Origin of the sequence: Sodalis sp. dw_96 (genome assembly GCF_018449575.1) — a bacterium.
Lineage (GTDB): Bacteria > Pseudomonadota > Gammaproteobacteria > Enterobacterales > Enterobacteriaceae > Acerihabitans.
Genome location: NZ_JAAVUT010000026.1, coordinates 25,422 through 47,840 on the forward strand (window position 1 = coordinate 25,422; position 22,419 = coordinate 47,840).

Here is a 22,419-nt window from a genome sequence, read left to right on the forward strand (position 1 = left end):
AAGGAAACAAAGCCGTGGGGATAGGTTTAATTAACTTACGTTTGACATACTATTAACATTTAAAGGAGGAAACCATGAGCCAACCGCATACCTATCCGATTCCGGCTGACATTGCGCAGCGGGCACTCATTTCAGAAGAACAATATCGGCAGTTATACAGGCAGTCCGTGAACGACCCGGCCGCTTTTTGGGGAGAGCAGGGCAAAATTATCGATTGGATTACCCCTTATACCCAGGTTAAGAATACCTCCTTCGATCCCGGCCATATTCGTATCCGCTGGTTTGAGGACGGTACGCTCAACGTGGCCGCCAATTGCCTTGATCGGCACCTGGCGGAACGCGGCGATCAGACGGCGATTATCTGGGAAGGAGATGACGCCAATGAAAGCAAAATCATCACCTACCGCCAGTTGTACCAGGACGTGTGCCGTTTCGCCAACGTGCTCAAGGCGCAAGGCGTTGCCAAAGGAGATGTGGTGGCGCTGTATATGCCGATGGTACCGGAAGCCGCCGTCGCCATGCTGGCCTGCGCACGCATCGGCGCCATTCATTCGGTGATTTTCGGCGGTTTCTCCCCCGAGGCCATTGCCGGCCGCATTGTGGATTCCAGCGCCAAGCTGATGATTACCGCCGATGAAGGCATTCGCGCCGGCAGAAAGATCCCGTTGAAAAAAAATATCGACGAAGCGCTGAAAAATCCGGCGGTCACGAGCCTGGAAAAAGTGATTGTCCTGAAACGTACCGGTACAGATATCAACTGGCGGGGAAACCGGGATATCTGGTGGCATGATGCCATGGCCGGCGCGTCGGACGATTGTCCCCCCACCGAGATGAACGCCGAAGACCCGCTGTTTATTCTTTACACCTCGGGCTCCACCGGCAAGCCCAAAGGCGTGTTGCATACCAGCGGCGGCTATCTGGTCTATGCCGCCATGACCTTCAAATATGTGTTTGATTACCATCCCGGCGATATTTATTGGTGCACCGCCGACGTCGGCTGGGTCACCGGTCACAGCTACCTGCTGTATGGTCCCTTGGCCTGCGGCGCCATTACCCTGATGTTCGAAGGGGTGCCAAACTGGCCGGACGCCAGGCGCATGGCCCAGGTAGTGGATAAGCACCGGGTCAATATTCTTTATACCGCGCCGACGGCCATCCGCGCCCTGATGGCGGAAGGAGATAAGGCTATCGAAGGCACCAGCCGTGATTCATTGCGCATCATGGGCTCGGTGGGGGAACCCATCAATCCGGAAGCCTGGGAGTGGTACTACCATAAAATCGGCAACGGTAAATGTCCGATTATGGATACCTGGTGGCAGACCGAGACCGGCGGTTTTATGATTACGCCGCTGCCGGGGGCCACTCCGTTGAAGGCGGGCTCCGCCTCGCTGCCGTTCTTCGGCATCCAGCCGGCCCTGGTGGATAACGGCGGCGAGCAGCAGCCGGGCGCCGCCGAGGGGAATCTGGTCATCACCGATTCCTGGCCGGGACAGGCACGCACGTTATATGGCGATCACGACCGGTTTGAACAAACCTATTTTTCCACCTTCAAGGGCATGTACTTCAGCGGCGACGGTGCCCGGCGGGACGAAGACGGTTATTACTGGATAACCGGCCGGGTGGATGACGTGCTGAATGTCTCCGGGCACCGCCTGGGCACCGCTGAAATCGAATCAGCCCTGGTATCCCATCCGAAAATCGCCGAAGCGGCGGTGGTGGGCATCCCGCACAATATCAAAGGCCAGGCGATTTACGCCTATATCACACTCAATCATGGAGAACTGCCGACCCCGGAACTGTATAACGAAGTGCGCAGTTGGGTGCGCAAGGAAATCGGCTCCATAGCCACCCCGGATATTCTACATTGGACCGATTCACTGCCTAAAACCCGCTCCGGTAAAATCATGCGGCGTATCTTGCGCAAGATCGCCGCCGGCGATACCGGTAATCTGGGCGATACCTCCACCCTGGCCGATCCGGGCGTGGTTGAAAAACTGTTAGAAGAAAAACAATCCATGAACGTGCCTTCATAACCATTCCGCCGCCTGCGGGCGGCCTTATCCGATCGTTACCGCTACCCTACTGGAGAATCCCTGATGAATGACATCATTTATCAACGGATTGAAAAAAATCCGCACTTCAAAGAACTGGTGAATAAACGCCAACATTTCGCCTTGCTGCTCACGCTGATTATGCTGGTACTTTATTATGGATTTATCCTGCTTATCGCCTTTGCCCCAGGCTGGCTGGGAACGCCGATTTACCAAGGCACCAGCGTAACGCGCGGCATCCCCTTGGGGATTGGCCTGATAATCATGTCTTTTATCCTCACTGCGATTTATGTAATCCGCGCCAATGGCGAATTCGACCGCCTGACCCAGCAGCTGCTGCGCGAGGTACGTTATAATGGCTAACTTCGGCAAAATGGCGGTGGGCGTCGCAGGCCTGCTCCCGGTGATAGCGCAGGCGGCAACCGGCGACAGCCGGCCATTGAATGTCCAGGCGATTATTCTGTTCGTGGTGTTTGTTGCCCTCACTCTTTACATCACTTATTGGGCATCAAAACGAACCCGCTCGCGTAAGGATTATTACACCGCCGGCGGCACCATCACCGGCTTGCAAAACGGACTGGCTATCTCCGGCGACTTCATGTCGGCGGCATCCTTTCTCGGTATTTCCGCACTGGTCTATACCTCCGGTTACGACGGACTGATTTATTCGCTGGGTTTCCTGGTGGGCTGGCCGATTATTCTGTTTTTAATCGCCGAGCGCCTGCGGAATCTCGGGCGTTATACCTTTGCCGACGTCGCCTCGTACCGCCTGCGGCAAAAACCCATCCGCCTGCTGTCCGCCTGCGGTTCGCTGGTGGTGGTGGCGCTCTACCTGATTGCCCAGATGGTGGGAGCCGGCAAGCTCATCCAACTGCTGTTCGGCCTGAATTACCATGTGGCGGTGGTACTGGTGGGCATCTTGATGGTGATGTACGTATTGTTCGGCGGCATGCTGGCCACCACTTGGGTGCAGATCATCAAAGCGGTGCTGTTATTGGCCGGGGCCAGTTTTATGGCATTGATGGTGCTGAAAACCGTGCATTTCAGCTTCGACACCCTGTTTTCCGAAGCCATGAAGGTGCATAGCAAAGGCGCCTCCATCATGCGTCCCGGAGGACTGGTTTCAGATCCGATATCCGCCTTATCGCTGGGCTTGGCCCTGATGTTCGGCACCGCCGGCCTGCCGCATATTCTGATGCGGTTTTTCACCGTTCAGGATGCCAAGGAAGCACGCAAAAGCGTGTTATACGCCACCGGTTTCATGGGCTACTTTTACTTCCTGACGTTTATTATCGGTTTCGGCGCCATCCTGCTGGTGGGCGCCAACCCGGCGTTCAAAGACAATACCGGCGCATTGCTGGGGGGCGCCAATATGGCGGCGATCCATCTGGCTGACGCGGTGGGGGGCAATTTCTTCCTGGGATTCATTTCGGCGGTGGCCTTCGCCACTATCCTTGCGGTGGTGGCCGGGTTGACCCTGGCCGGCGCATCGGCGGTATCCCATGATATCTATGCCAGCGTCATTAAAAAAGGCAAAGCCACCGAGCGTGATGAGCTAAAGGTATCCAAAGTCACCGTGCTGGTGCTGGGCCTGGTGGCCATCGGCCTCGGGGTGTTGTTTGAAAAACAGAATATCGCCTTCATGGTTGGACTGGCTTTTTCCATCGCCGCCAGCTGTAACTTCCCGATTATCCTGCTGTCGATGTACTGGTCGAAACTCACCACCCGCGGCGCCATGGTGGGCGGATGGCTGGGACTTATCACCGCGGTGACCCTGATGATCCTGGGGCCCACCGTCTGGGTGCAGGTATTGGGCCATGCCAAACCTATATATCCTTATGAATACCCGGCGCTGTTCTCCATGCTGGCGGCGTTTATCGGCATCTGGCTTTTTTCCATCACCGACAGTTCGACGCAGGCGGTGCAAGAGCGGGGGCTATTTTACGCCCAGTTTATCCGCTCCCAAACCGGTATCAGGGCGTGGCAGGAACCCACCACTCCCCCCGCCGATACTATCGCAACAGGAAAGCGGCCCATAGCAGGGTAGACCCGCGATCACCGACCGTGCAATAAACATGTTAAAGGGAGACCGCGATCACCGAGCGTGCAACGAACGTGTTAAAGGGAGACCGTGCCGATGGGGTCGAAGCAGGCGTGGTTTTTCCGCCTGCCGGAGTGCCCCATGGTGCGGTAGGCCCGCTTACACCGGACTTGATGACCCATGCCAAAGGGATCGCGTGTTAAAGGGAAACCGTGTTTGCCAAGGCCGGGTCGAAGCAGGCGGGGTTTTTCCGCCTGCCGGAGTGCCACATGGTGCGGTAGGCCCGCTTACGCCGAGCGTGCAACGAACGTGTAAAAGGGAGACCATGCCAACGGTTCACGCCCCTTGGCAGGCCGGGCCCGCTGCACTCGGGCCTATCCCCATTACCACATATACCGGCTAATCAACGGCGCAATCAGCACCGTCAGCACGCCGGCCAACATCATCACCAGGCTGGAAACCACGCCCTCTTTGCGGCCCATCTCATAAGCGCGCGCGGTACCCGCGCCATGAGACGACGCACCCAACCCGGCGCCCTTAGCCATCTTGGCCCGTACCGACAGGCGCAGAAAAACAATATCCCCCACCGCCATGCCGAACACCCCGGTAATCACCGTGAACAGCGCCACCAGATCCGGCTGGCCGCCCACCTGCCGCGCCGCCGCCAGGGCAAAGGGAGTGGTGATGGAGCGAACCGCCATGCTGCGCTGAATAATCTCGGGCAGCGCCAGCAAGCGCGCCAGCCAAACCGAACTCAACACCGCCATCAAGGTGGCGGCCAATACCCCGGCTGTCAGCGACATCCAGTGCTGGCGGATGAGGGACAGGTTTTCATATACCGGCACCGCAAAGGCGATGGTGGCGGGTCCCAGCAGCCATAATAGCCATTGATTTTCCACCATATAGCGTTGATAGGTCACATGGGTGGTGGCAAGTAGCGCTATCAACACCACCGGGGTTAATATCAGCGGCATCAGCATTAAATAGTGATAGCGGCGGTAAAGAGACTTATTGGCGAAATACAAGAGCAGCGTCACAAACAAACATACACAGCTCAGAATAAGATTAACCATGATGGGGTCTTTTACGCGCCATTCGCAGTTCAAAACGATAAACACGATCCACCACCACGGCGGTGGTCCCCATGACCAGCAAAGTGCTTATAGCGATCACCACGCAGATACGCCAACCGTCCACCATCAGCAGCTGCGTGTAATTAATTACCGCCACCACGGCCGGCACAAAAAACAGCAGCATTTCCGCCAGCAGCCAGCGCGCGCCCTCGCGCACCCACCGTACCGGCAAGATCCCGGTGAGAATCAGCGCCAACAGTATAAACATCCCCACCACGTTGGCGGGCAGCGGCAAATGATAACGGTCCACCAACGTCTGGGCAGCCAGGAATAAGCCGATATACAACGCCAACTGAATCACCAGGGGAAAGTTAATCAAGCGTAACGGTACTGCCATGCGCGCAGAGTACAACACGGTGAGATCCTACATTAAATAATGTGAAAGCATTATAGGCGGAGGGGTAAAGTTGCATGAAATGAATTAATATTATGTTAATCATTACCAAAAGGAATAGTAATGGATATCCGTACACTCCGTTATTTTGTGGAAGTGGTTAAACAACAAAGCTTTACCCGTGCCGCTGACGCGTTATTCGTTACCCAGCCCACCATCAGTAAAATGCTTAAACAATTGGAAGATGAACTGGACCGGCCGCTGCTGATGCGCGAGGGGCGCAAACTGCTGCTCACCGACAGCGGTCAGGCGGTATATCATCGCGGGCTGACCATTTTGGATGAATTCCGTCAATTGGAAGCGGAGCTCGAAGATATCGGCTCGCTGAAAAAGGGCCGTTTGCGGCTGGGGATTCCGCCGATGGTAGGTATGCAGATGGCGGATTTGATCGGTTCTTTCCGCCGCCGGTATCCAGGCATTGAACTGTTGATCGCCGAGTTCGGCGGACTGACTGTACAGCAGGCGGTTCTGTCCGGCGAGCTGGACGTGGCGCTTACCGCGCTCACCGCCGAAACCGAAACCGCCCTTAACGTCCTGCCGCTGTTCAGCCACCCGCTATGCGCCGTGGTGCCCCGCGCCGCTCCCTGGCTGAACCGCACCGGGATAGCGCTGGCGGAGCTCGGCGATTGGCCGGTATTGATTTATAACGAGGATTTCGCCCTGCACCGGCATTTGATGCGGGCTTTCCAGGCCGAGGGCATCAATCCGCAAATCGCCGTACGCAGCGGGCAATGGGATTTTCTGGCGGCCATGGTGGAAGCGGGCATCGGTATCGCTATCCTGCCGGAACCCATCTGCCAGAGGCTGGATAAATCCCGCCTGTTATGGCTGCCGGTAGCGCCGCGCATGATGTGGCATCTGGGATTGATCTGGCGCCAAGGGATCTATTTGCCCCACAGCGCCCAGGCGTGGATTGAGGCCTGCCGCAGGCACTGGCCGCAAGGAGAGACGTCCGAACGCTGAGATACCGCTATTCGCTTTCTGCAAGGAGAGACGTCGGGACGCTGAGAAACCGCTATTCGCTTTCTATCAGCAGCGCTTCCAGCAAATCCAGATCCCGCAGCAGCTTTACCAACGTCTCGTTGCTGATTTTTTGCTGCGCCCGCAGATGATAATACTCTCCCCGCTCGGCGCGCAGGGCGTTTAAACGCATGCGCCGTTCGAGATTCTCAATCAGCAGGGCATTACCCAGCTCGTTGTTGCCGTCTATTCGCCGGCGCAAATTGCCCATAACCCGGGCGCTGACTTCGGTAAGCAGCTGATTGTCTATGTTTTCCTCCGGATCTCCCGCCAGCCGCTCATGCATTTTCCGCAGGCTTTCAATGGCCACTTCAGCGGCGGCGGCGCGCGCCATCCTTTCCTCCTTGCGATGCAGGCTCTTATCCGACACCACCATACCTTGCAGCAGCAACGGTAAGGCAATGACGCCGCACACCAGCGAGAATACAATCACGCCGGCGGCGATAAACACCAGCTGATAGCGGGAAGGAAAGGCGGAACCGTCGCTGAGCAATAGGGGTATCGACAAGACACCGGCCAGGGTAATCGCCCCGCGCACGCCGGCGAATGAAGCAATCAGGATTTCCCGCGTGCTGTAATCGCCGAAGACCATCGGCCTCCTTTTCAAAAACCGCTGGCTGAATTTTTTCATCAGCCACAGCCAGCCGAAGCGCAGCAAAATCAAGGCGGCGTAAATCACCACGATATCGCTGAACAGCATCCAGGTTTCAATGGTGGGGTCCAGTATGGCCTGACTGATGGACGTTTCCAGGATCTCCGGCAATTGCAGGCCCAGCATGATAAAGACCATGCCGTTGAAGACAAATTCCAGCATCGCCCAAACGCTGTTGGCGCGCAGACGCATGGCCAGCGGCGCATTGCGGATAATACCGGACTGCCCGATGGTCATCCCCGAGGCCACCGAGGCCAGGATGCCGGAGACGCCTAAATGTTCCGCAATCAGATAAGAAGCAAAAGGCAGCAGCAACAGCAGCACGGTTTGGGTGGCCGGGTCGTCGCCGCTCCAGCGGGTAATCCAACGCAGGGATTTACTGTAGGCCCAGGTCACCGCCACGCCAGCCAGTAAACCCCCGGCCGCGACTTTGACGAATTCCAGCGACGCCCCGCCGACGGTAAAGACCATGGTTCCCATGGCCACCGCGATGGCGAATTTCAGGGAAACCAGGCCGGAAGCGTCGTTCATCAGCGCCTCCCCCTGCAATATATCCATCAGCTTCTTGGGGATCCGGCCCTCCCCCACAATGCCGGACAGCGCCACGGCATCGGTGGGGGACAGCACCGCCGCCAGCGCCAGCGCCGCCACCAGGGGAATACCCGGCACCATCCAGTAAATGAGATAACCTATGCCCACCACGGTAATCAGCACCAGGACCAGTGCCAGCGCCACGATCTCGCCGCCGTGGCGCAAAAACTCCCGCGCCGGGGTTTTCCAGCCGTCGGCAAACAGCAGCGGAGGGATGAACAGCACCAGGAACAGCTCGGGATTAAAATCCACATGCAAACCGAACCGCGGCCAGGCCATAAGCGCTCCCAGCACAATCTGCATGAGCGGCAGGGGGATTTGAAAAGGAAGAATACGGGTGACTACCCCCGATAAAGAAACCATCAAGGTGAGGAGCAAAATCGTAAAAAAGATTTCCATGCTTTCCTTACTATTTCGTCGGTACCCTGTCGTCGGTGCTATGTCGTCTGTCCGGCGACGTTTTACAGTCCGGCCTTGAGAAAGTCTGGGCGAAAACGTGAGTCGTTATGGTAGATCATTTTGCCATAAGTTAAAAACCTGTGATCGTTTTTTGCAATGAAGCGTTGAACATTCTGCTCCCGGCCGGCATAGAGCCGGCTTATCCTGCCGTGGAGCACTCGGTTTCTTCAGTGGTTGCTGGCCTACCATGCCAAGGGGGTCGAAGCGGGCAGAAAAACGCCTGCCCGCTTCGCCCCCCGCGGGCCCTCCCTTCAACACGTCCGGTTCAGGATCCGGCGTTGGCGGGCAACGGTTATTTTTTCTCTTCGCGGGCTTGAGCGCGAAGGTAGGCCGGCCGGGATTGAATCTTTGCCACGAAGGCCTGTATTTTGGGAAAGCCCTCGGCGCCGAACCGGGAAATCAGTCCTTCCATGGGAAAACTCATCTGGATATCCGCCGCGCTGAACTGTTCGCCGGCAAACCAGGGGTATAATGTGAGGTGGTCCTCCACATACTGGCGATGGGTCGCCAGTTGCGGGTTCAGATACTGTTGCTGTACGCCCTTTCCCACCATCGCTCCCAACGGGCGGGCCAGCAGCGGCACCGGCGGTTTGCCCAGCATGCCGAATATCAGTTTCATCACCAATAACGGCATTAATGAACCTTCGGCATAATGCAGCCAATAACGATATCGCACGCCGTTGTCGCTGAGACTGTCCGCCGGACTGAACAGATGCGCGCTGTCATAGCGCTCTTCCAGATAATCGATAATCGCGCCTGATTCCGCCAATGTCAGCCCGTCATCGGTGACGATGGGGGCTTTTCCCAGCGGGTGAATGCGTTTTAACGATGGCGGGGCCAGCATGGATTTCTCCCGCTGGTAATACACCACGTCGTACGGCAGGGACAGTTCTTCCAACAGCCAGAGAATACGATGGGAACGGGACTGGTTCAGATGATGAACGGTAATCATGGTGCGCTCCTTCGGGGGTCATCCTGTACTTACTGTATACCAACCCCGTGAAGTTGCCCGGAAGGATGTCACTTAATTAAAGAGAGAAAATCTCGCGCAGGGGCTTGAAAGGCTATCATTAACGCCCCGACCTGAGTCGGGGCGATGGCAGGTAAAACCGACGGTTAGAAATCAACCGTCATCGAGAGTTTCAGAGAACGGGGATCCCCCTGGGTCAAATAGCCGTCGCTGGCGGATGCCCAGTAATTTTCATTGGTCACGTTTTCCACATTGGCGCGCCAGACGATATTATTTTTCGGCAGCTGCATATCGTAACGCAAGCCCAGATCCAGCCGGGTCCAACCCTTGACCTTCAAATCATTGGCTTGGTCAGCATACTGTGCGCCGGAACGAATCACGCGGCCGGTGGCGGCCACCCCGCTCAGCCTCGGCAGATCCCACTCGCCGCCCAGCACCAGTTGGTAACGCGGCACGCCGATGGCATCGTTGCCGTCATAGGCGCCGTCCTGGGTTTTGGTCAGTTCCGGATCCATCCAGGTGGCGCTGCCGTTCAGGCGCACGCCCAACAGCGGTTCGCCGAAGATGTTCAGCTCCAGTCCGCGGTTGCGCTCCTCGCCATAGTTGCCGTATTCATACTGGTTGCCGCCCAGATAGTTGTACGAGGCCACCGGTTTTTTGATTTCGAATGCCGCCAGCGAACCGGCGATGCGGCCGTAATCCGCCTTTACGCCCACTTCGTTCTGTTTCGAGGTCTCAATGCCGGTCACCTGGCCGCCGTTAATGACGGTACCGGTGCCGTAGGTGGTGCCGGCGGTTTGGCCGGACTGCAGCGCTTCGATATGGTTGGCGTAGAAGGAGATATGCTCCCACGGCTTCACCACGATGCCGAAGGCCGGCGTCACCTTGGTTTCATTAAACTGGCTGGACTCAACACCGGTGTAGTCATAATTGCTGACGTTGACGCTCTGGCGCCGCAGGCCGCCGATCAGCCGTAGACGGTCATCCAGCATAGAAAGGGAATCCGACAGCGATACGCCGCTGTTAAAGGTGCGGCTGGTGACGCCGGGATCGCCCATCCTGCCGCCCGCATAGGTGGAATCGGTGGGCTCGGAAACATAGCTCGGGTCGTAGATATTGGTGGCTATGCTTTCTGACGACATTTGGTAGGCCGTGCGTATCCGGTTATAGATGCTTGAATAGCCCAAATTAACGTGATGGGTGATAAACCCGGTATCGAATTTGCCGCGAATGCCAGCCTGGCTGGAGAAACTGTCGGAAAAATAGGGCACCCGCAGATCGCTAATGGTGGCGTCGCCGTTGTCATTATAAGGCGTAGGGGACGCATAAGAGCCTAATTCATGGGTGTGATTCCCGCCCACCGCGCCGTAAACCGTCCAATCATTGTTTAGATCATATTCGCCGTGCAGGGCACCAAACTGACTCTCGGTATCGGTGTAAGCCCACTTCTGACCGTAGTTGGTGGTGGCGGAAGGCGGCTTGAGGATCTCGTTCAAGCCGGTGGTGTAGACCACCGAACGGGCGCCGTGCACCGTTTGTTTTTCCGCGCCCATATCCAGCGAGGCGCGAAAGCGATCGCCGCGATAGTCCAGGCCGATGGTGCCCAGCGTCAGGCGGCGGCTCTCATCGTCAATCGCGGTATCACCTTCGCGGTGCACGCCGCTGACCCGCACGCCCCACTGATTGTCGTCGCCGAAGCGGCGCGCCACATCAAAGGATCCGCCAATCTGGGATTTGGAGGTATAGTCCAGCGAAACGCGGTTCAGCGGTTCATCGCCGGCGCGTTTCGGTTCGACGTTAATCGTGCCGCCCACTCCGGTGCCCCCAGGCGGCACGCCGTTAAGGAACGCGCTGGAGCCTTTCAGCAACTCTACCCGCTCCGCCAGTTCGGTGGCGACAAACTGGCGCGGCAGCACGCCATAGAGACCGCCGAATGAGATATCCTCACTGGTGAGATCAAAGCCGCGCACGTTAAAGATTTCCTGGGTGCTGCCGTAACCGTAGGCGGTCTGCACCGAGGCGTCGTTGCGCAACACGTCGCTGATGGAACGGGTCTGTTGATCCTGCATCAGCTTCGAGGTGTAGCTCACGACGCTGAAGGGTACGTTATTCGCATCCTGCTCCCCCAGCACGCCCAGACGGCCGCCGTTGGCAATAGGTCCGTCCAAAAATGCCGGCACCAATTGGTCCCCTCCCGCCTTGAATTCATTGTTGGGCGATGCCACCACGGTCATGGTTTCCCCCTTTGAGGAGGCTGAATTCGCGGAGGTTGAGGTCGCGGAAGCGGCGGTGGAAGACGAAACGGGGGTGGTGGTATCCGCCGTGGTTGCGGCAATAACCGGTAGCACCGTTGCCCCGCAAGCGGCACCGATAACCACCGCCAGCAAGCGCGGCAAAGCCCTCGATGGGGCAGGAGTTGAAAGAACGGCAGTACGCATGTGCAAACCTTTAGGAAATAATAATGAGAATGATTCTTATAAGAGTTCATGATTATGCGTAATGCCGTTTTTTTTGCAAGAAATTATTTATATTACTAATGGAATTATTGCTTCAGATTAATTTTTAACTTCAATCCACTGGCCGGTTTCGCTTTTAGCGCAAAGTCGCCCCCTACCCGGCCGGCTTGCGCCACAGAATCATCTTCTATGCTGCCGGCTTGCGCAGCAGATAAATAAAATACGGGGCGCCAAAAAATGTCGCCAGTAATCCGGCAGGTATCTGATACGGAAACAGAATGATCCTGCCGCACCAATCAGCCACGATCATCAATAAGGCGCCTAGCAAACCGGCCACCAATAGCTGCGGAAGCGGCCGGCGAAATCCCAGTAAACGGGCCATATGGGGTGCCATTAGCCCGACAAAACTCAGCGGGCCGACATTGAGAGTGGCGGCGGCGATTAATCCCGCCGCCAGCAGCAAGATAGCTGCCCGGGCCGGTTTCAACGCCACCCCGGCGGACCGGGCGGTAGCGCTCCCCAGGGGCAGCAATGCCAGCCAGCGGCGCAACAAGGGCGTGATGGCCAGTAATATCACCGCGATAAAGGCGGTCCACAGCGCCTGCGCGCCGCCCACTTTATAGGTGGAACCGGATAGCCAGGTAAGGACCGTCGCCATACGCGGGTCGCCGCTTATCAGCATCAGCGTAAGCAACGTGGAGAAAAGCGTGCTCAAGGCGATACCCACCAGCAGCAATCGGCTGCCGGAAAATCCGCCGCGCTGGGCCAGCAGCATAATCAGCAGCAGCGTCAGCGCCGCGCCGAGGCTTCCGGCCGGCAATAGCCAGACGAAGGCGTCTCCCGGCACCAGCAATAGCATTAACACAATACCGAACGCCGCCCCGGAGCTGATGCCCAGCACTTCCGGACTGGCCATCGGATTGCCGGTCATTTTCTGAATCAGCGCGCCCGCCGCCGCCAACATGGCCCCCGCCGCGCCCGCCGCCAATACCCGCGGCCAGCGCCAGGGCCACATCTCCATCAGCGACAAATACCAGCCATGGTCGGCCCGGCCCAATGTCAGCGCCAGACCCACCAGCAGCAGCAGTAACGCCATCCCCCATACTGCCCCGATCCAGGTCAATTGCCGTTCACGTCCCGTTGGCTGTGCGCTGTCCTCTGGGCCGGTAACGCTATTGCGCAGCCTTGGCAACAGCCACAGCAGCAGCGGCGCGCCCAGCAACGCGGTGGCGGCGCCGGTGGGAATCTCAATCCAGCGGCGCGCCAGCATGATCATGATTTGGTCGCTGAGCAATAGAAGCAGCGCGCCCAGCAGACAGGATAACCAGAGCCGATGCAACAAGCGTCGCGCCCCCAGCATCCGGGCCAGCAGCGGCGCGAATAATCCGATAAAACCGATATTGCCGGCGGCATTCACCAGAAATGCGCTCAGTACAATGGCGATGCCCAGGCCGCCGATCCTGGCGGTAATCAATCCCAAGCCCAAATTACGGGCAATACCGTCGTCCAGCCCCATCAGCATCAATGGCCGCAGCATCAGCAACACCAGTACCAGCCCAATCACCAGGCGCGGCCATAAAAAACTCACCTTGCTCCAGTCTTGCTGATTGAGCATGCCGCTGCCCCAAAGAAAAATGCTTTGCAGGCGCTCATAGTTAAGCAGCGACAACAGGCTTCGGGCGGAGCCGCAATATAACCCCAACACCAATCCCGCCAGAATCAGGGTGACCGGCGACAAGCGGCGACCCCAGGAGACACCGAATACCAGTCCGCCCACCGTCAGAGCACCGAGAATGGTGGCCAGCTGTCGGGTGGATTCGCCGCCCGGCAGTGCCCAGAGCATGGCGACGGTCAGTCCCAGCTGCGCTCCCGCCGACACGCCGAGCGTCGTGGGCTCCGCCAAAGGATTACGCAGGATCTGCTGGAATAACAGCCCCGTCAGGCCGAGACCGGCCCCCACCAGCATTGACAACACGGTGCGGGGCAGCAAGCTGTAATGGAACAGCATTTCGTCGATATTATCGACCTGCGGTTGCCAGACGGCCTGGCGCCAGAGGCCCACCGGCAGTTGCTGCATCAGATTCAGGCCGGTCAATGCCAGACCGGCCATGACCAGCAGTAAAATCAACAGCGAAGAATAAGGCGATACCCTGGCGCTCATGCCGCTTCCACCAGGGACTGCTCAAGCAGTCGACAAAACCGCATGGCGGCGATGGTAGCGCCAAAAAACCACACCGCCGGGACCGTTTGCCATTGCTTCTCCCGCACGAAGGGGATCACCTGCCAGAGCGGCGACAGCACGACCTCGTCCAGAGGATCCCGATCGCCGCGGCGAAAGCACAAGGCCCGTACACCCTTTAACCCGGCCAGCTGTTCAAAGCCCACGGTCGCGCTGCCCCAGCGATTCACCTCTCCATGCCAGGCATTGGCCACGCCGACCTGGTCCATGACTTCCTGGAACATGCTGCCTTTCCCCAGCACCATAACGTGTTGGCTGTCGAGAAAGGTGAACAGCAATACCGGACGGCTGGGGACGGTGCTCAGCCGCCGGCGCGTCAGGGCCAACTGCCCGTCGACCTCCTGCAAATGTTGCCGCGCCCGCGCCATCAGGTCCAGATACTCACCCAACGCCAGCACATCCCGCCGGGCGGTGGTTAAAGGTAAACCCGGCGTATCCTGAACCGGAAAAGACATTACCGGCGCGATGGGGGCTAGGCTTTCCGGTGCCGGTCCGTAGCCTTTGGTCAGCAAAATCAATGAAGGGCGCAGGCGTTGCAGTGCTTCCATATTCGGCTCAGTGCGCAATCCGACATCCTTGACCGACAGGGCCAAGGGAGGTTCCACTACCCAATTACGATAGTTGGGCGCATCGGCGATGGCCTGTGGGATAACTCCCAGGGACAGCAACAACTCCGTCGGACGCCATTCCAGAGCGATTATCCGCCTCGAATCGAGCCTTTTATCCGCCGCCATCGCAACGGAACGCCACCAGGGCAGGGCCATCATTGCCAAAAGCAGACGTCGGCGATACTCATCATGAGTTTGCATAAAATTTAAATATTAATAGTTATCATTACGATTTTAATCGCCTATTATGCCCATTCAGAGAGTGACTGCAAGCAACTCGCCTGCCAGAACGCCTTTCCCTTGGTTTAAATCAACAAAGGAAACACATGAATCCTCATGAAAACATGCCTGGCCCGGCATGCGCCGCCGAAATAGCGGAAAATTTTCTCCTCACGGCCCCTGACAACAAAAAAGTACATAGCGTACTGGATTTATGTGCGCAGGATACGGCGCTGGCGGTTTTAGAACCCCTGTTGAGAATAAATCAAGGGGGAGATCGGGCGGCGGTTATCTCCATCTGGTCGCAATGGTACTTTGCGCTTTTACTGGCGCCCTGGACGCGTATCAATATGCTGTACGACTGGCAGTTGCCATTTCTGCCGCAAAGCATCCGCTTCACGCAGTCCGAAAACGCCGTGCCGGATCGGTTTATTCTGGCGGATATTGGCCGCGCGGTGCCTCCATGCGAGGGTACCGCCCGGTTCGAGGAATTGATTGATCGGCATTTGGCGCCGGTATGCCGGACCTTAAGCCGGCTAGCCGGCATCAAGCCCGGATTGTTTTGGAACAATGCCGGTATCCGTCTGGCGCACGGCGTTGATATGGCGCTACAGCAGGGGGCGGATATTACCCGGGCCGTGGAATTTCTGGCAATGCGCACCCTGGCGGATGGCACGCCCAACCGCCTTTATCAGCCGGTGCGGGAGATACCGCAGCCGTCGGGGCCGCCAAAAATTATCCGTCGCCTCTGTTGCCTGCGTTATAAACTCGCCGGTCTCGAATACTGCCCAGGTTGCCCGCTGGTGGAAGCGCGGCAGCGCAAGGCCGGTCGGTGCCGTTAACCGGCCCGCAATTACAGATTTCGGTCAGACTCGCCGTAATAATGCAGCGAATTCAAAGAAAAATACCGCCGGAGACCTCAATCCTTTGGCCGTTGATCCAGCCGTTGCCATCCGCCAGCAATGCGGCCACGGCGGCGCCGACATCATCCGGCAGCCCCACCCGACCGAGAGCGGTGGCAGAGGCAATTTGCCGGTTTATCTCCGGTGTATCCCGCACCAAGCCGCCGCCGAAGTCGGTTTCGATGGCACCGGGAGCAATGGTATTGGCGCTGATGCGGCGATCCCCCAACTCCTTGGCCAGATAACGGGTTAACACTTCTACTCCCCCTTTCATGACCGCATAGGCGGAGGAACCGGGGAAGGAGAACCGGGCCAGGCCGGAGGAGATATTCACGATCCGCCCGCCATCGGCAATCAGCGGCAGCAATTTCTGCGTCAAAAAATAGGGCCCCTTGAGGTGGACTTTAAACAAGAGTTCAAATTCCTCCTCAGAGATTTCCGCAAAAGCAACATGCGACGCGACGCCGGCATTATTCACCAGAAAGTCGAACTGCTCACGCGCAAACTCGGCGGTCAAAACCTGTTTCACCTTGGCGGCAAAATCCCCGAACCCGGCGCTGTCGCCCACATCCAATTGCACCATGGCCGCTTTACCGCCGGCCTGTTTGATCTCTTCAACCAGCGCCCGCGCCTCGTCGGCCTTGCTATGATAAGTCCCTATGATATCGACGCCCTGGCGAGCCAGGTGCTGTGCGATGCTTTTACCCAGTCCGCGGCTGGCGCCGGTGATCAAGGCGATTTTATTACTCATGGTCGTTCTCCCGTTAATGGGTGGCTTTATCATTATGGCTCGGGTAACAGTTTATTGGCCGGATTGAGATAGATAAATCCGCCAAAATCGGAAATACTGTTCGCCATAACAGAACAATAGCGAGTGACGCGGCAATGGTGAACAAGCTGGAGCTTCTGCGCAGTTTCGTGCGGGTGACCGAACTGTCGAGTTTTACCCAGGCCGGCGAGAGCCTTGGGCTGCCGAAGTCAACGGTGTCTGAGCATATCCAGCAGTTGGAGGACCTGGTGGGCGCTCGTTTGCTGCATCGCACCACCCGACGGGTAAGGGCGACACAAGACGGGCTGGTACTCTATGAGCGCAGCCTGGATATGCTGGCGAACATGGACGAGCTAGAGGGATTGTTTCGCCAGGACGGTCTGGTGCTGGCCGGGCGCTTGCGTATCGATATGCCGGCCGGCTTTGCCCGTTCCCTAGTGCTGCCGCGTCTGGGGGAATTCATGCAACGGCACCCGCGGGTGCAAATCGAGATCAGCTGCACTGACCGCAGGGTGGATATCGTCCGGGAGGGATTTGATTGCGTACTACGCGTGGGTGAATTAACCGATGCGACCCACGTCGCGCGCCGGTTAGGCCAACTGCCGATGCTAAATTGCGCCAGCCCGGTCTATCTGGCCGCCCACGGCACGCCACGCACTCCGGAAGAGCTTGCCGGGCATTATCTGGTACATTACGTGTCGGTATTGGGCACCCGGGCCGAGGGATTTACCTACCTGCGGCAAGGCAAGCCAGTGGAACTGGAGCTGCCCGCCATGGTGACGGTGAATAATGTCGACGCCTATAACGCAGCCTGTCTGGCCGGACTGGGGATCATCCAGGCGCCGGCCATCGGCATGAGCGAACATGTGGCCGCCGGGCGATTGGTTGCCATCCTGGCGGATTATCCGCCGCCTTCCATGGACGTCTCGTTGTTGTACGCCCATCGCCATTATTTGCCCCGACGCGCGCGGGTTTTTATGGACTGGCTGGCGGAATTGATCGGGCAGGCCATCACCCGTCCCTTGCGTTAACAGACAGCGTTACGGCAGATTATCGAATCACTTCTCAACGGCCTCGAGGGAAATATTTGCGAGAGCCTTCCCTAATCTGTTGTTTACTCATCGCATCTTCGCTATTCAATCAGATAAAAGATGCGATTTACCCCTATCTCGAAGGGTTATAAGCATTCGATAAATTCACGAATAATCCCGGCAATCTCGGCAGGGGATTCAAGGGGTGAAAGATGCCCCGTTCCCGGCAACACATGCAGCAGCGCATGGGGGATAAGCGGCAGCAGTGCGGTTTTCAACACCGCGGCGGTTTCAACCCAGTCCAGTTCTCCGGCAATAATAACCGTTGGGGATACGATCCCGGCAGCTTCCGCAGAAATATCTTCCTGACTGGCGTACCTCGGCCAGGCTATTTTTGCTCCGGGCGCGCCGCGTAAACTGTCTTCAACGATCTGCTGACGCTGGCCGGAAGATAAGGGCTTTGCGCTGAGCATATGGTCGATGGCCATATTCACCGACTCCGGTGAGGCGTAAGCATTCTCCATGGCCAACAGGGCTTCCTGCGTCAATAACATCGGCACCGGCGGCGCGGGCGCAATCAGTACCAGCCCGGCAAGACCACGGGGACGCTGCGAGGCCAGCAATTGTGCGATTTTTCCCCCCATGGAATGCCCTACCAGCACATACTTTCGCACATCCAATGCCGTAATCATGGCCAGGATATCGTTAACAAAATCAATAAGGGCGAATCCGTTATCGGCCGGCGCGGCCGATTCACCCCATCCCCGCAGGTCGGGCGCGATGGTATGATAAGAATCAGGTAGAGCGGCTATAACTTTTCTCCAGGTACGCGACGAACCGCCCCAGTAATGTAAAAAAATAATGGCCGGTGAGCCGTTACCTCTTTCTACTAAATTCAATTGAATGCCATTCAAAAAGTATTTCATAACGCAACCCCGTGATAAGTAATGTCAGGCCGCGATAATAAATTAAATCGTTTTAATCGATAATCCTCTCTCTGCTATCATCAATCTATCCTAAAACTATCGAATAGAGACTTTATGGATCGTTTGACCTGCATTGAAATTTTTATTGCCGCCGTCGACGAGGGCAGTCTGGTGGCTGCGGGCCGGCGCTTTGGCTTGTCCGCCTCAATGGCGGGAAAATACCTGACCGGGCTTGAAGCGGAATTGAATGTCTGCTTGATCAAGCGCAGCACCCGGCGCTTAAATCTTACCGATGCCGGCAGCAGGTATTACGATCGCTGCAAACGCATTCTGGATGAATTCGACGACGCTAACCGCGAAGCCAGTGATGCCAGCATTAGCCTGAACGGCGTATTACGTGTTGCCGCGCCAGTGACCTTCGGCACTCTGCACATGGGCGATGTCATTGGGCGATTCTTGAAGGATCACCCGTTGCTCAACGTTGATATGCGGTTGGACGATCGCTACCTGGATTTGCACGATGAAAATATTGATGTGGCAATACGTATCGGCCGGTTAGCCGATTCAGCCCTTATCGCCCGACGCCTTGCGCCTTGTCGTATGGTGCTTTGCGCCGCGCCGGCGTTTTTATCCCGTGAAGGGACGCCTCGGGTGCCCGAGGACTTACATCATTCGCCTCGTTTGGCGTTCAGCGAAGAGGTGTCGACGGGTGCATGGACGGTCTACGATGAAAACCAGCAACCCCACCACATAGACGGCCCGATCCGAATGCAAGCCAATAATGTTCAGATGCTCTTGGACACGGCGTTGGCGGGTATCGGTATTACCTACGGTCCAAGCTTTGTATTCGGTAGATCTCTTGCCAGCGGTGAGCTGATCAATTTACTGCCCTCCTATCGACCCAAAGACTTAACCGTACAGGCGGTTTATCCGGCGATGCGCTATACGCCGGTAAAAATCCGTCGGTTTATTGATTGTCTGGTGAAGGATTTCGGCGATATACCGCCCTGGGAGCGTTATTAACATATTCAGCACGTTATTTTTTAATTCATAGGCCGTCAAGGCAGGTCGGTGCGAAATCCCCGCCACACTCAAGCTTTATCTTGGTGGCATCATCCAGCACTTCAGATTGCGTGAGAATGCGGTAAGGGTGATTTTCTTCTCAACGGTGCGTCTGACGCACAGGCTAAAGCGACGCTGGACGGGCTGCCGCTCTCCGCCGCCGGATTGATAAACTTAACCTATTGATGAGCGCTCCGCTCGCCTCGTTTGAGAGCAGATTAAGTGCAAGTGACTGACCCACTCCCGGCGCCGGTAGATATTCTGGCTCAAAAAGCCCGATATGTGGGCGCGTTGCAGCGACGTATTTGTTGATGTGCTCGGCTATTCTCCCTAAGGCTACAATTCCACTGAGCATCCGCTCTATGGAATACTTTTTCCCATCAGATACCGTGTTTATATGGTAAGATTTGACATGAAACTTCAAACCAATAGATCTAGTGATCCTCTCAGTCGACCGCAAGACTTTATGCTTGCGAGAGCGGCGTCTCGGAATTCCGGGACGACAAAAAATCCAGGTTGTATCTGGGTTGCATTCATTTTTTTAGAACGTTAAAGAGATGATCCGCTAGAAGCGATTCAAGATATCTGATATTAATACAACGCTAGTAAGAATTTTTTTAAAAGATTAATTAAATCGAAGTCAAAATCGCCAATTTTTAAGTTAGAATCCAAGATCTTATTAAGATATTGCATGTTTCAAATTTACATTAGAAACGTAAATCTATAGTACATACAAACAAAGATGAGTTGGAACAGGCAGAAAATGTGCTCGCCTATAGTAAAACCACTGGAATATATGCCACATAATGTTTTTCTTCCACCGTCTGATTGAGAGAATAGTCGAAGACTTAGCAAGCGACTGAAAACAAAAAATGATTCATCCAGTGCGTCTGCCGCAATGCAATCTCTTAGGTAGGCGTTTTCAGGTTGGCGATGGTAAACAATAGGCAACTCGCGGTCAGGACGGATAATCAATCGAATTAATTATCTTTCTCTAATCCAGAAGAGTGAAGTTAAATAAGCGACGTTCCGGAGGCCATGATGAATAAACTTATTATTAAAATTTTCGAAAGATTCAACTTAACCCCAATATCTAGAGAGCAGATCAATAAAATGGCTGCACACCTCGCTAAAAAAGAGGAAGATCTGGTCGAGTTGCAGAATTTGGTAACTCAAATTCAAACAGCCAATCAAAAATTTAGTTGGATTGGGGAATACCTTGAATGGACGGAAAAGCTCTTTGGCATCGGCATGTTCCCTGTTGACAAGAACACGAAGCTGATAGCTAGTTTCACTCCCGGGTCATCGTACTTTAAACTTGCATCAAAAGGTATTGGCGTCGCGGAGCTAGCCGTTATCACCGACCTCTTGAGTGATATTCAAAAAAACAATGTTCCGGGGGAAGTTGTCGAATTCGGCGTTTTTAAGGGCGAATGGATTAATCGACTATACAACATAATGGGCAGTGTAGGACTCCACCGGGAGATTTGGGGCTTCGATTCCTTCAAGGGCCTATCCAAGCCCAGTGAAAAGAATGACGATCCATTTTGGCAGGAGGGCATGTTTTGTGCCGGCCTGGACGAAGTAAAGCGCAATGTTCAAATTGAAAACCGTCCTAACATTCGCCTGGTACCCGATTGGTTTGCAGAGAGCCTAAAAGGGATGGAAGCCCGCCTTCTCGAAAAGGTTAGTTTCGCGCGGATCGATTGCGATATTTATGAACCGACCGTTGAATGCCTTCAGTTTTTGGAAAGCCGATTAAGCCACGGTTCTGTGTTGGTTTTTGACGACTGGAGTCACGACCTGCGCATCGGGGAAACCAAGGCCTTTGCTGAATGGGTGCCAACGGTCCCCCATCTCGAATTTGAGTTTCTGTTCTTCTCGCACTGGGATCACTTTCAGATCCGTGTTTGGCATGTTGGTAAACCACGTTGGCCCCTTGGGACAATTTCGGATAGGAGCTGAAAATGGCATAAAGTTCCAAGCATACCGAATTTCGAGGCGGGCCTCCTCCAAGCTTTGACATCCATCAGTTCAGTCATTAACTCGGCTGGATTGCCGTCAATCTCTTGAAGATTTGGGCTGTAAGAAATAGAAAAATATTACTATCATTAAGTGTAATATAAAAAACCCTGAATTAACAGGGCCTTAAATTAGTTTCTTGTCAAAAAAAATTCTAAGGTCGACTCTAAAACGGAATATCGTCGTCAAAATCCATTGGCGGTTCATTGCCGGCGGCCGGCGCATTATTCTGCGGTGCGGCGGCAGGACGACCTGCTGGCGCCGCCGGCGCGGCAGCGGGATTGCCGCTGAACTGCGCATTATTGCCCTGGGGCTGCTGCGGTTGGCCCCAACCGCCCTGCTGGCCGCCGCCGGCATTGCCGCCGGTCGCACCCGCCCCGCCGCCCTGGCGTCCGCCCAGCATTTGCATGGTGCCGCCCACGTTCACCACCACTTCAGTGGTATAACGTTCCTGGCCGCCCTGATCGGTCCATTTGCGGGTTTGCAGCGCCCCTTCGATATAGACCTGAGAACCTTTTTTCAGGTACTCACCCGCCACTTCCGCGAGTTTGCCGAACAGGACCACCCGATGCCATTCGGTCTTTTCTTTGGTTTCGCCGGTCTGCTTGTCGCGCCAGCTTTCGGACGTGGCCAGAGTCATGTTGGCTACCGCGCCACCGTTCGGCATATAACGGACTTCCGGATCCTGGCCCAGATTTCCGACTAGAATCACTTTGTTTACGCCTCTGCTGGCCATGTCGACTCTCCTGATAAAATGATTTTTTAAGTGTAATCGGTAAAGTTTACCATGCAAACGCGTAAAGAACACGGCTGAAAATCATTGCGGCGCCGCTCCCGCTTCGGTTGATACAGATATTGCTGTTGCAATCAATAC

General features: G+C 55.9%; 18 protein-coding genes. 8 read left to right on the forward strand and 10 right to left on the reverse strand.

Annotation, left to right across the window (positions count from 1 at the left end):
- Positions 1–74 precede the first annotated feature (74 nt).
- The 3 genes from acs to HB631_RS23995 all read left to right on the forward strand — a co-directional run bounded on the left by acs (position 75) and on the right by HB631_RS23995 (position 4,098).
- Positions 75–2,033 carry an acetate--CoA ligase gene (gene acs, locus HB631_RS23985; protein ID WP_213993695.1) on the forward strand — a complete coding sequence of 653 codons (1,959 nt, stop codon included), beginning with the start codon at positions 75–77 and terminating at the stop codon, positions 2,031–2,033.
- 63 nt (positions 2,034–2,096) lie between these two features.
- Entirely contained in the window at positions 2,097–2,414 is a 318-nt protein-coding gene (locus HB631_RS23990) for a DUF485 domain-containing protein (protein ID WP_213993696.1), read from the forward strand.
- A gap of 10 nt (positions 2,415–2,424) precedes the next feature.
- The gene (locus tag HB631_RS23995; protein WP_213993733.1) at positions 2,425–4,098 is read left to right on the forward strand and encodes a cation acetate symporter; all 1,674 of its coding nucleotides are present in this window, start codon (positions 2,425–2,427) and stop codon (positions 4,096–4,098) included.
- A gap of 377 nt (positions 4,099–4,475) precedes the next feature.
- Here the strand turns inward: HB631_RS23995 and HB631_RS24000 are convergent, their stop codons facing one another.
- Both HB631_RS24000 and HB631_RS24005 read right to left on the reverse strand, forming a co-directional pair.
- A complete protein-coding gene (locus HB631_RS24000) occupies positions 4,476–5,165 on the reverse strand; it encodes an LrgB family protein (RefSeq protein WP_213993697.1) in 690 nt (229 codons plus the stop codon).
- Positions 5,158–5,562, reverse strand: coding sequence for a CidA/LrgA family protein (locus tag HB631_RS24005; RefSeq protein ID WP_213993734.1), 405 nt, complete (start codon positions 5,560–5,562; stop codon positions 5,158–5,160). The genes HB631_RS24000 and HB631_RS24005 overlap by 8 nt, the downstream gene beginning before the upstream one ends.
- Before the next feature lie 120 nt (positions 5,563–5,682).
- Between HB631_RS24005 and HB631_RS24010 the strand changes: the two genes are divergently transcribed.
- Positions 5,683–6,582 (forward strand): LysR family transcriptional regulator, encoded by a 900-nt coding sequence (locus tag HB631_RS24010; protein ID WP_213993698.1) that lies wholly within the window; start codon positions 5,683–5,685, stop codon positions 6,580–6,582.
- Positions 6,583–6,634: 52 nt separating this feature from the next.
- Here HB631_RS24010 and HB631_RS24015 read toward each other — a convergent pair whose 3' ends face one another.
- The 5 genes from HB631_RS24015 to fhuD form a co-directional block, all read right to left on the reverse strand.
- Entirely contained in the window at positions 6,635–8,281 is a 1,647-nt protein-coding gene (locus HB631_RS24015) for a Na+/H+ antiporter (protein ID WP_213993699.1), read from the reverse strand.
- A gap of 352 nt (positions 8,282–8,633) precedes the next feature.
- The gene (locus tag HB631_RS24020; RefSeq protein ID WP_213993700.1) at positions 8,634–9,293 is read right to left on the reverse strand and encodes a glutathione S-transferase; all 660 of its coding nucleotides are present in this window, start codon (positions 9,291–9,293) and stop codon (positions 8,634–8,636) included.
- 164 nt (positions 9,294–9,457) lie between these two features.
- Positions 9,458–11,749, reverse strand: a complete 2,292-nt coding sequence (locus HB631_RS24025; protein ID WP_213993701.1) for a TonB-dependent siderophore receptor — start codon at positions 11,747–11,749, stop codon at positions 9,458–9,460.
- Between the two features lie 205 nt (positions 11,750–11,954).
- Positions 11,955–13,928 carry a Fe(3+)-hydroxamate ABC transporter permease FhuB gene (gene fhuB / locus HB631_RS24030; RefSeq protein WP_213993702.1) on the reverse strand — a complete coding sequence of 658 codons (1,974 nt, stop codon included), beginning with the start codon at positions 13,926–13,928 and terminating at the stop codon, positions 11,955–11,957.
- Positions 13,925–14,815, reverse strand: a complete 891-nt coding sequence (fhuD, locus tag HB631_RS24035; RefSeq protein WP_213993703.1) for a Fe(3+)-hydroxamate ABC transporter substrate-binding protein FhuD — start codon at positions 14,813–14,815, stop codon at positions 13,925–13,927. Before fhuD ends, fhuB begins: the two co-directional genes overlap by 4 nt.
- A 125-nt stretch (positions 14,816–14,940) precedes the next feature.
- Between fhuD and fhuF the strand changes: the two genes are divergently transcribed.
- Positions 14,941–15,675 carry a siderophore-iron reductase FhuF gene (gene fhuF / locus HB631_RS24040; RefSeq protein WP_213993704.1) on the forward strand — a complete coding sequence of 245 codons (735 nt, stop codon included), beginning with the start codon at positions 14,941–14,943 and terminating at the stop codon, positions 15,673–15,675.
- A 52-nt stretch (positions 15,676–15,727) separates the two neighbouring features.
- Here the strand turns inward: fhuF and HB631_RS24045 are convergent, their stop codons facing one another.
- On the reverse strand, positions 15,728–16,486 hold the full coding sequence (locus HB631_RS24045) for an SDR family oxidoreductase (protein ID WP_213993705.1): 759 nt from the start codon (positions 16,484–16,486) through the stop codon (positions 15,728–15,730).
- 137 nt (positions 16,487–16,623) lie between these two features.
- On the opposite strand from HB631_RS24045, the gene HB631_RS24050 reads away from it, so the two are divergent.
- Positions 16,624–17,535, forward strand: a complete 912-nt coding sequence (locus HB631_RS24050; RefSeq protein ID WP_213993735.1) for a LysR substrate-binding domain-containing protein — start codon at positions 16,624–16,626, stop codon at positions 17,533–17,535.
- A gap of 146 nt (positions 17,536–17,681) precedes the next feature.
- On the opposite strand, the gene HB631_RS24055 is transcribed toward HB631_RS24050, so the two are convergent.
- Positions 17,682–18,461, reverse strand: a complete 780-nt coding sequence (locus HB631_RS24055; protein WP_213993706.1) for an alpha/beta hydrolase — start codon at positions 18,459–18,461, stop codon at positions 17,682–17,684.
- 114 nt (positions 18,462–18,575) lie between these two features.
- On the opposite strand from HB631_RS24055, the gene HB631_RS24060 reads away from it, so the two are divergent.
- Complete coding sequence (locus tag HB631_RS24060; RefSeq protein ID WP_213993707.1) at positions 18,576–19,484, forward strand: LysR family transcriptional regulator; 909 nt, start codon at positions 18,576–18,578, stop codon at positions 19,482–19,484.
- A gap of 1,077 nt (positions 19,485–20,561) precedes the next feature.
- Positions 20,562–21,488: a TylF/MycF/NovP-related O-methyltransferase gene (locus HB631_RS24065; protein ID WP_213993708.1), complete on the forward strand. Its 927-nt coding sequence runs from the start codon at positions 20,562–20,564 to the stop codon at positions 21,486–21,488.
- Between the two features lie 223 nt (positions 21,489–21,711).
- Here the strand turns inward: HB631_RS24065 and HB631_RS24070 are convergent, their stop codons facing one another.
- Positions 21,712–22,281: a single-stranded DNA-binding protein gene (locus tag HB631_RS24070; protein ID WP_213993709.1), complete on the reverse strand. Its 570-nt coding sequence runs from the start codon at positions 22,279–22,281 to the stop codon at positions 21,712–21,714.
- Between the last annotated feature and the right edge of the window lie 138 nt (positions 22,282–22,419).

Excerpts from the sequence above, each read along its gene's own strand:
- acs (WP_213993695.1), top strand. The coding sequence starts at position 75 with ATGAGCCAACCGCATACCTATCCGATTCCGGCTGACATTGCGCAGCGG.
- HB631_RS23990 (WP_213993696.1), top strand. The coding sequence starts at position 2,097 with ATGAATGACATCATTTATCAACGGATTGAAAAAAATCCGCACTTCAAA.
- HB631_RS23995 (WP_213993733.1), top strand. The coding sequence starts at position 2,425 with ATGGCGGTGGGCGTCGCAGGCCTGCTCCCGGTGATAGCGCAGGCGGCA.
- HB631_RS24000 (WP_213993697.1), bottom strand. The coding sequence starts at position 5,165 with ATGGTTAATCTTATTCTGAGCTGTGTATGTTTGTTTGTGACGCTGCTC.
- HB631_RS24005 (WP_213993734.1), bottom strand. The coding sequence starts at position 5,562 with ATGGCAGTACCGTTACGCTTGATTAACTTTCCCCTGGTGATTCAGTTG.
- HB631_RS24010 (WP_213993698.1), top strand. The coding sequence starts at position 5,683 with ATGGATATCCGTACACTCCGTTATTTTGTGGAAGTGGTTAAACAACAA.
- HB631_RS24015 (WP_213993699.1), bottom strand. The coding sequence starts at position 8,281 with ATGGAAATCTTTTTTACGATTTTGCTCCTCACCTTGATGGTTTCTTTA.
- HB631_RS24020 (WP_213993700.1), bottom strand. The coding sequence starts at position 9,293 with ATGATTACCGTTCATCATCTGAACCAGTCCCGTTCCCATCGTATTCTC.
- HB631_RS24025 (WP_213993701.1), bottom strand. The coding sequence starts at position 11,749 with ATGCGTACTGCCGTTCTTTCAACTCCTGCCCCATCGAGGGCTTTGCCG.
- fhuB (WP_213993702.1), bottom strand. The coding sequence starts at position 13,928 with ATGAGCGCCAGGGTATCGCCTTATTCTTCGCTGTTGATTTTACTGCTG.
- fhuD (WP_213993703.1), bottom strand. The coding sequence starts at position 14,815 with ATGCAAACTCATGATGAGTATCGCCGACGTCTGCTTTTGGCAATGATG.
- fhuF (WP_213993704.1), top strand. The coding sequence starts at position 14,941 with ATGAATCCTCATGAAAACATGCCTGGCCCGGCATGCGCCGCCGAAATA.
- HB631_RS24045 (WP_213993705.1), bottom strand. The coding sequence starts at position 16,486 with ATGAGTAATAAAATCGCCTTGATCACCGGCGCCAGCCGCGGACTGGGT.
- HB631_RS24055 (WP_213993706.1), bottom strand. The coding sequence starts at position 18,461 with ATGAAATACTTTTTGAATGGCATTCAATTGAATTTAGTAGAAAGAGGT.
- HB631_RS24060 (WP_213993707.1), top strand. The coding sequence starts at position 18,576 with ATGGATCGTTTGACCTGCATTGAAATTTTTATTGCCGCCGTCGACGAG.
- HB631_RS24065 (WP_213993708.1), top strand. The coding sequence starts at position 20,562 with ATGATGAATAAACTTATTATTAAAATTTTCGAAAGATTCAACTTAACC.
- HB631_RS24070 (WP_213993709.1), bottom strand. The coding sequence starts at position 22,281 with ATGGCCAGCAGAGGCGTAAACAAAGTGATTCTAGTCGGAAATCTGGGC.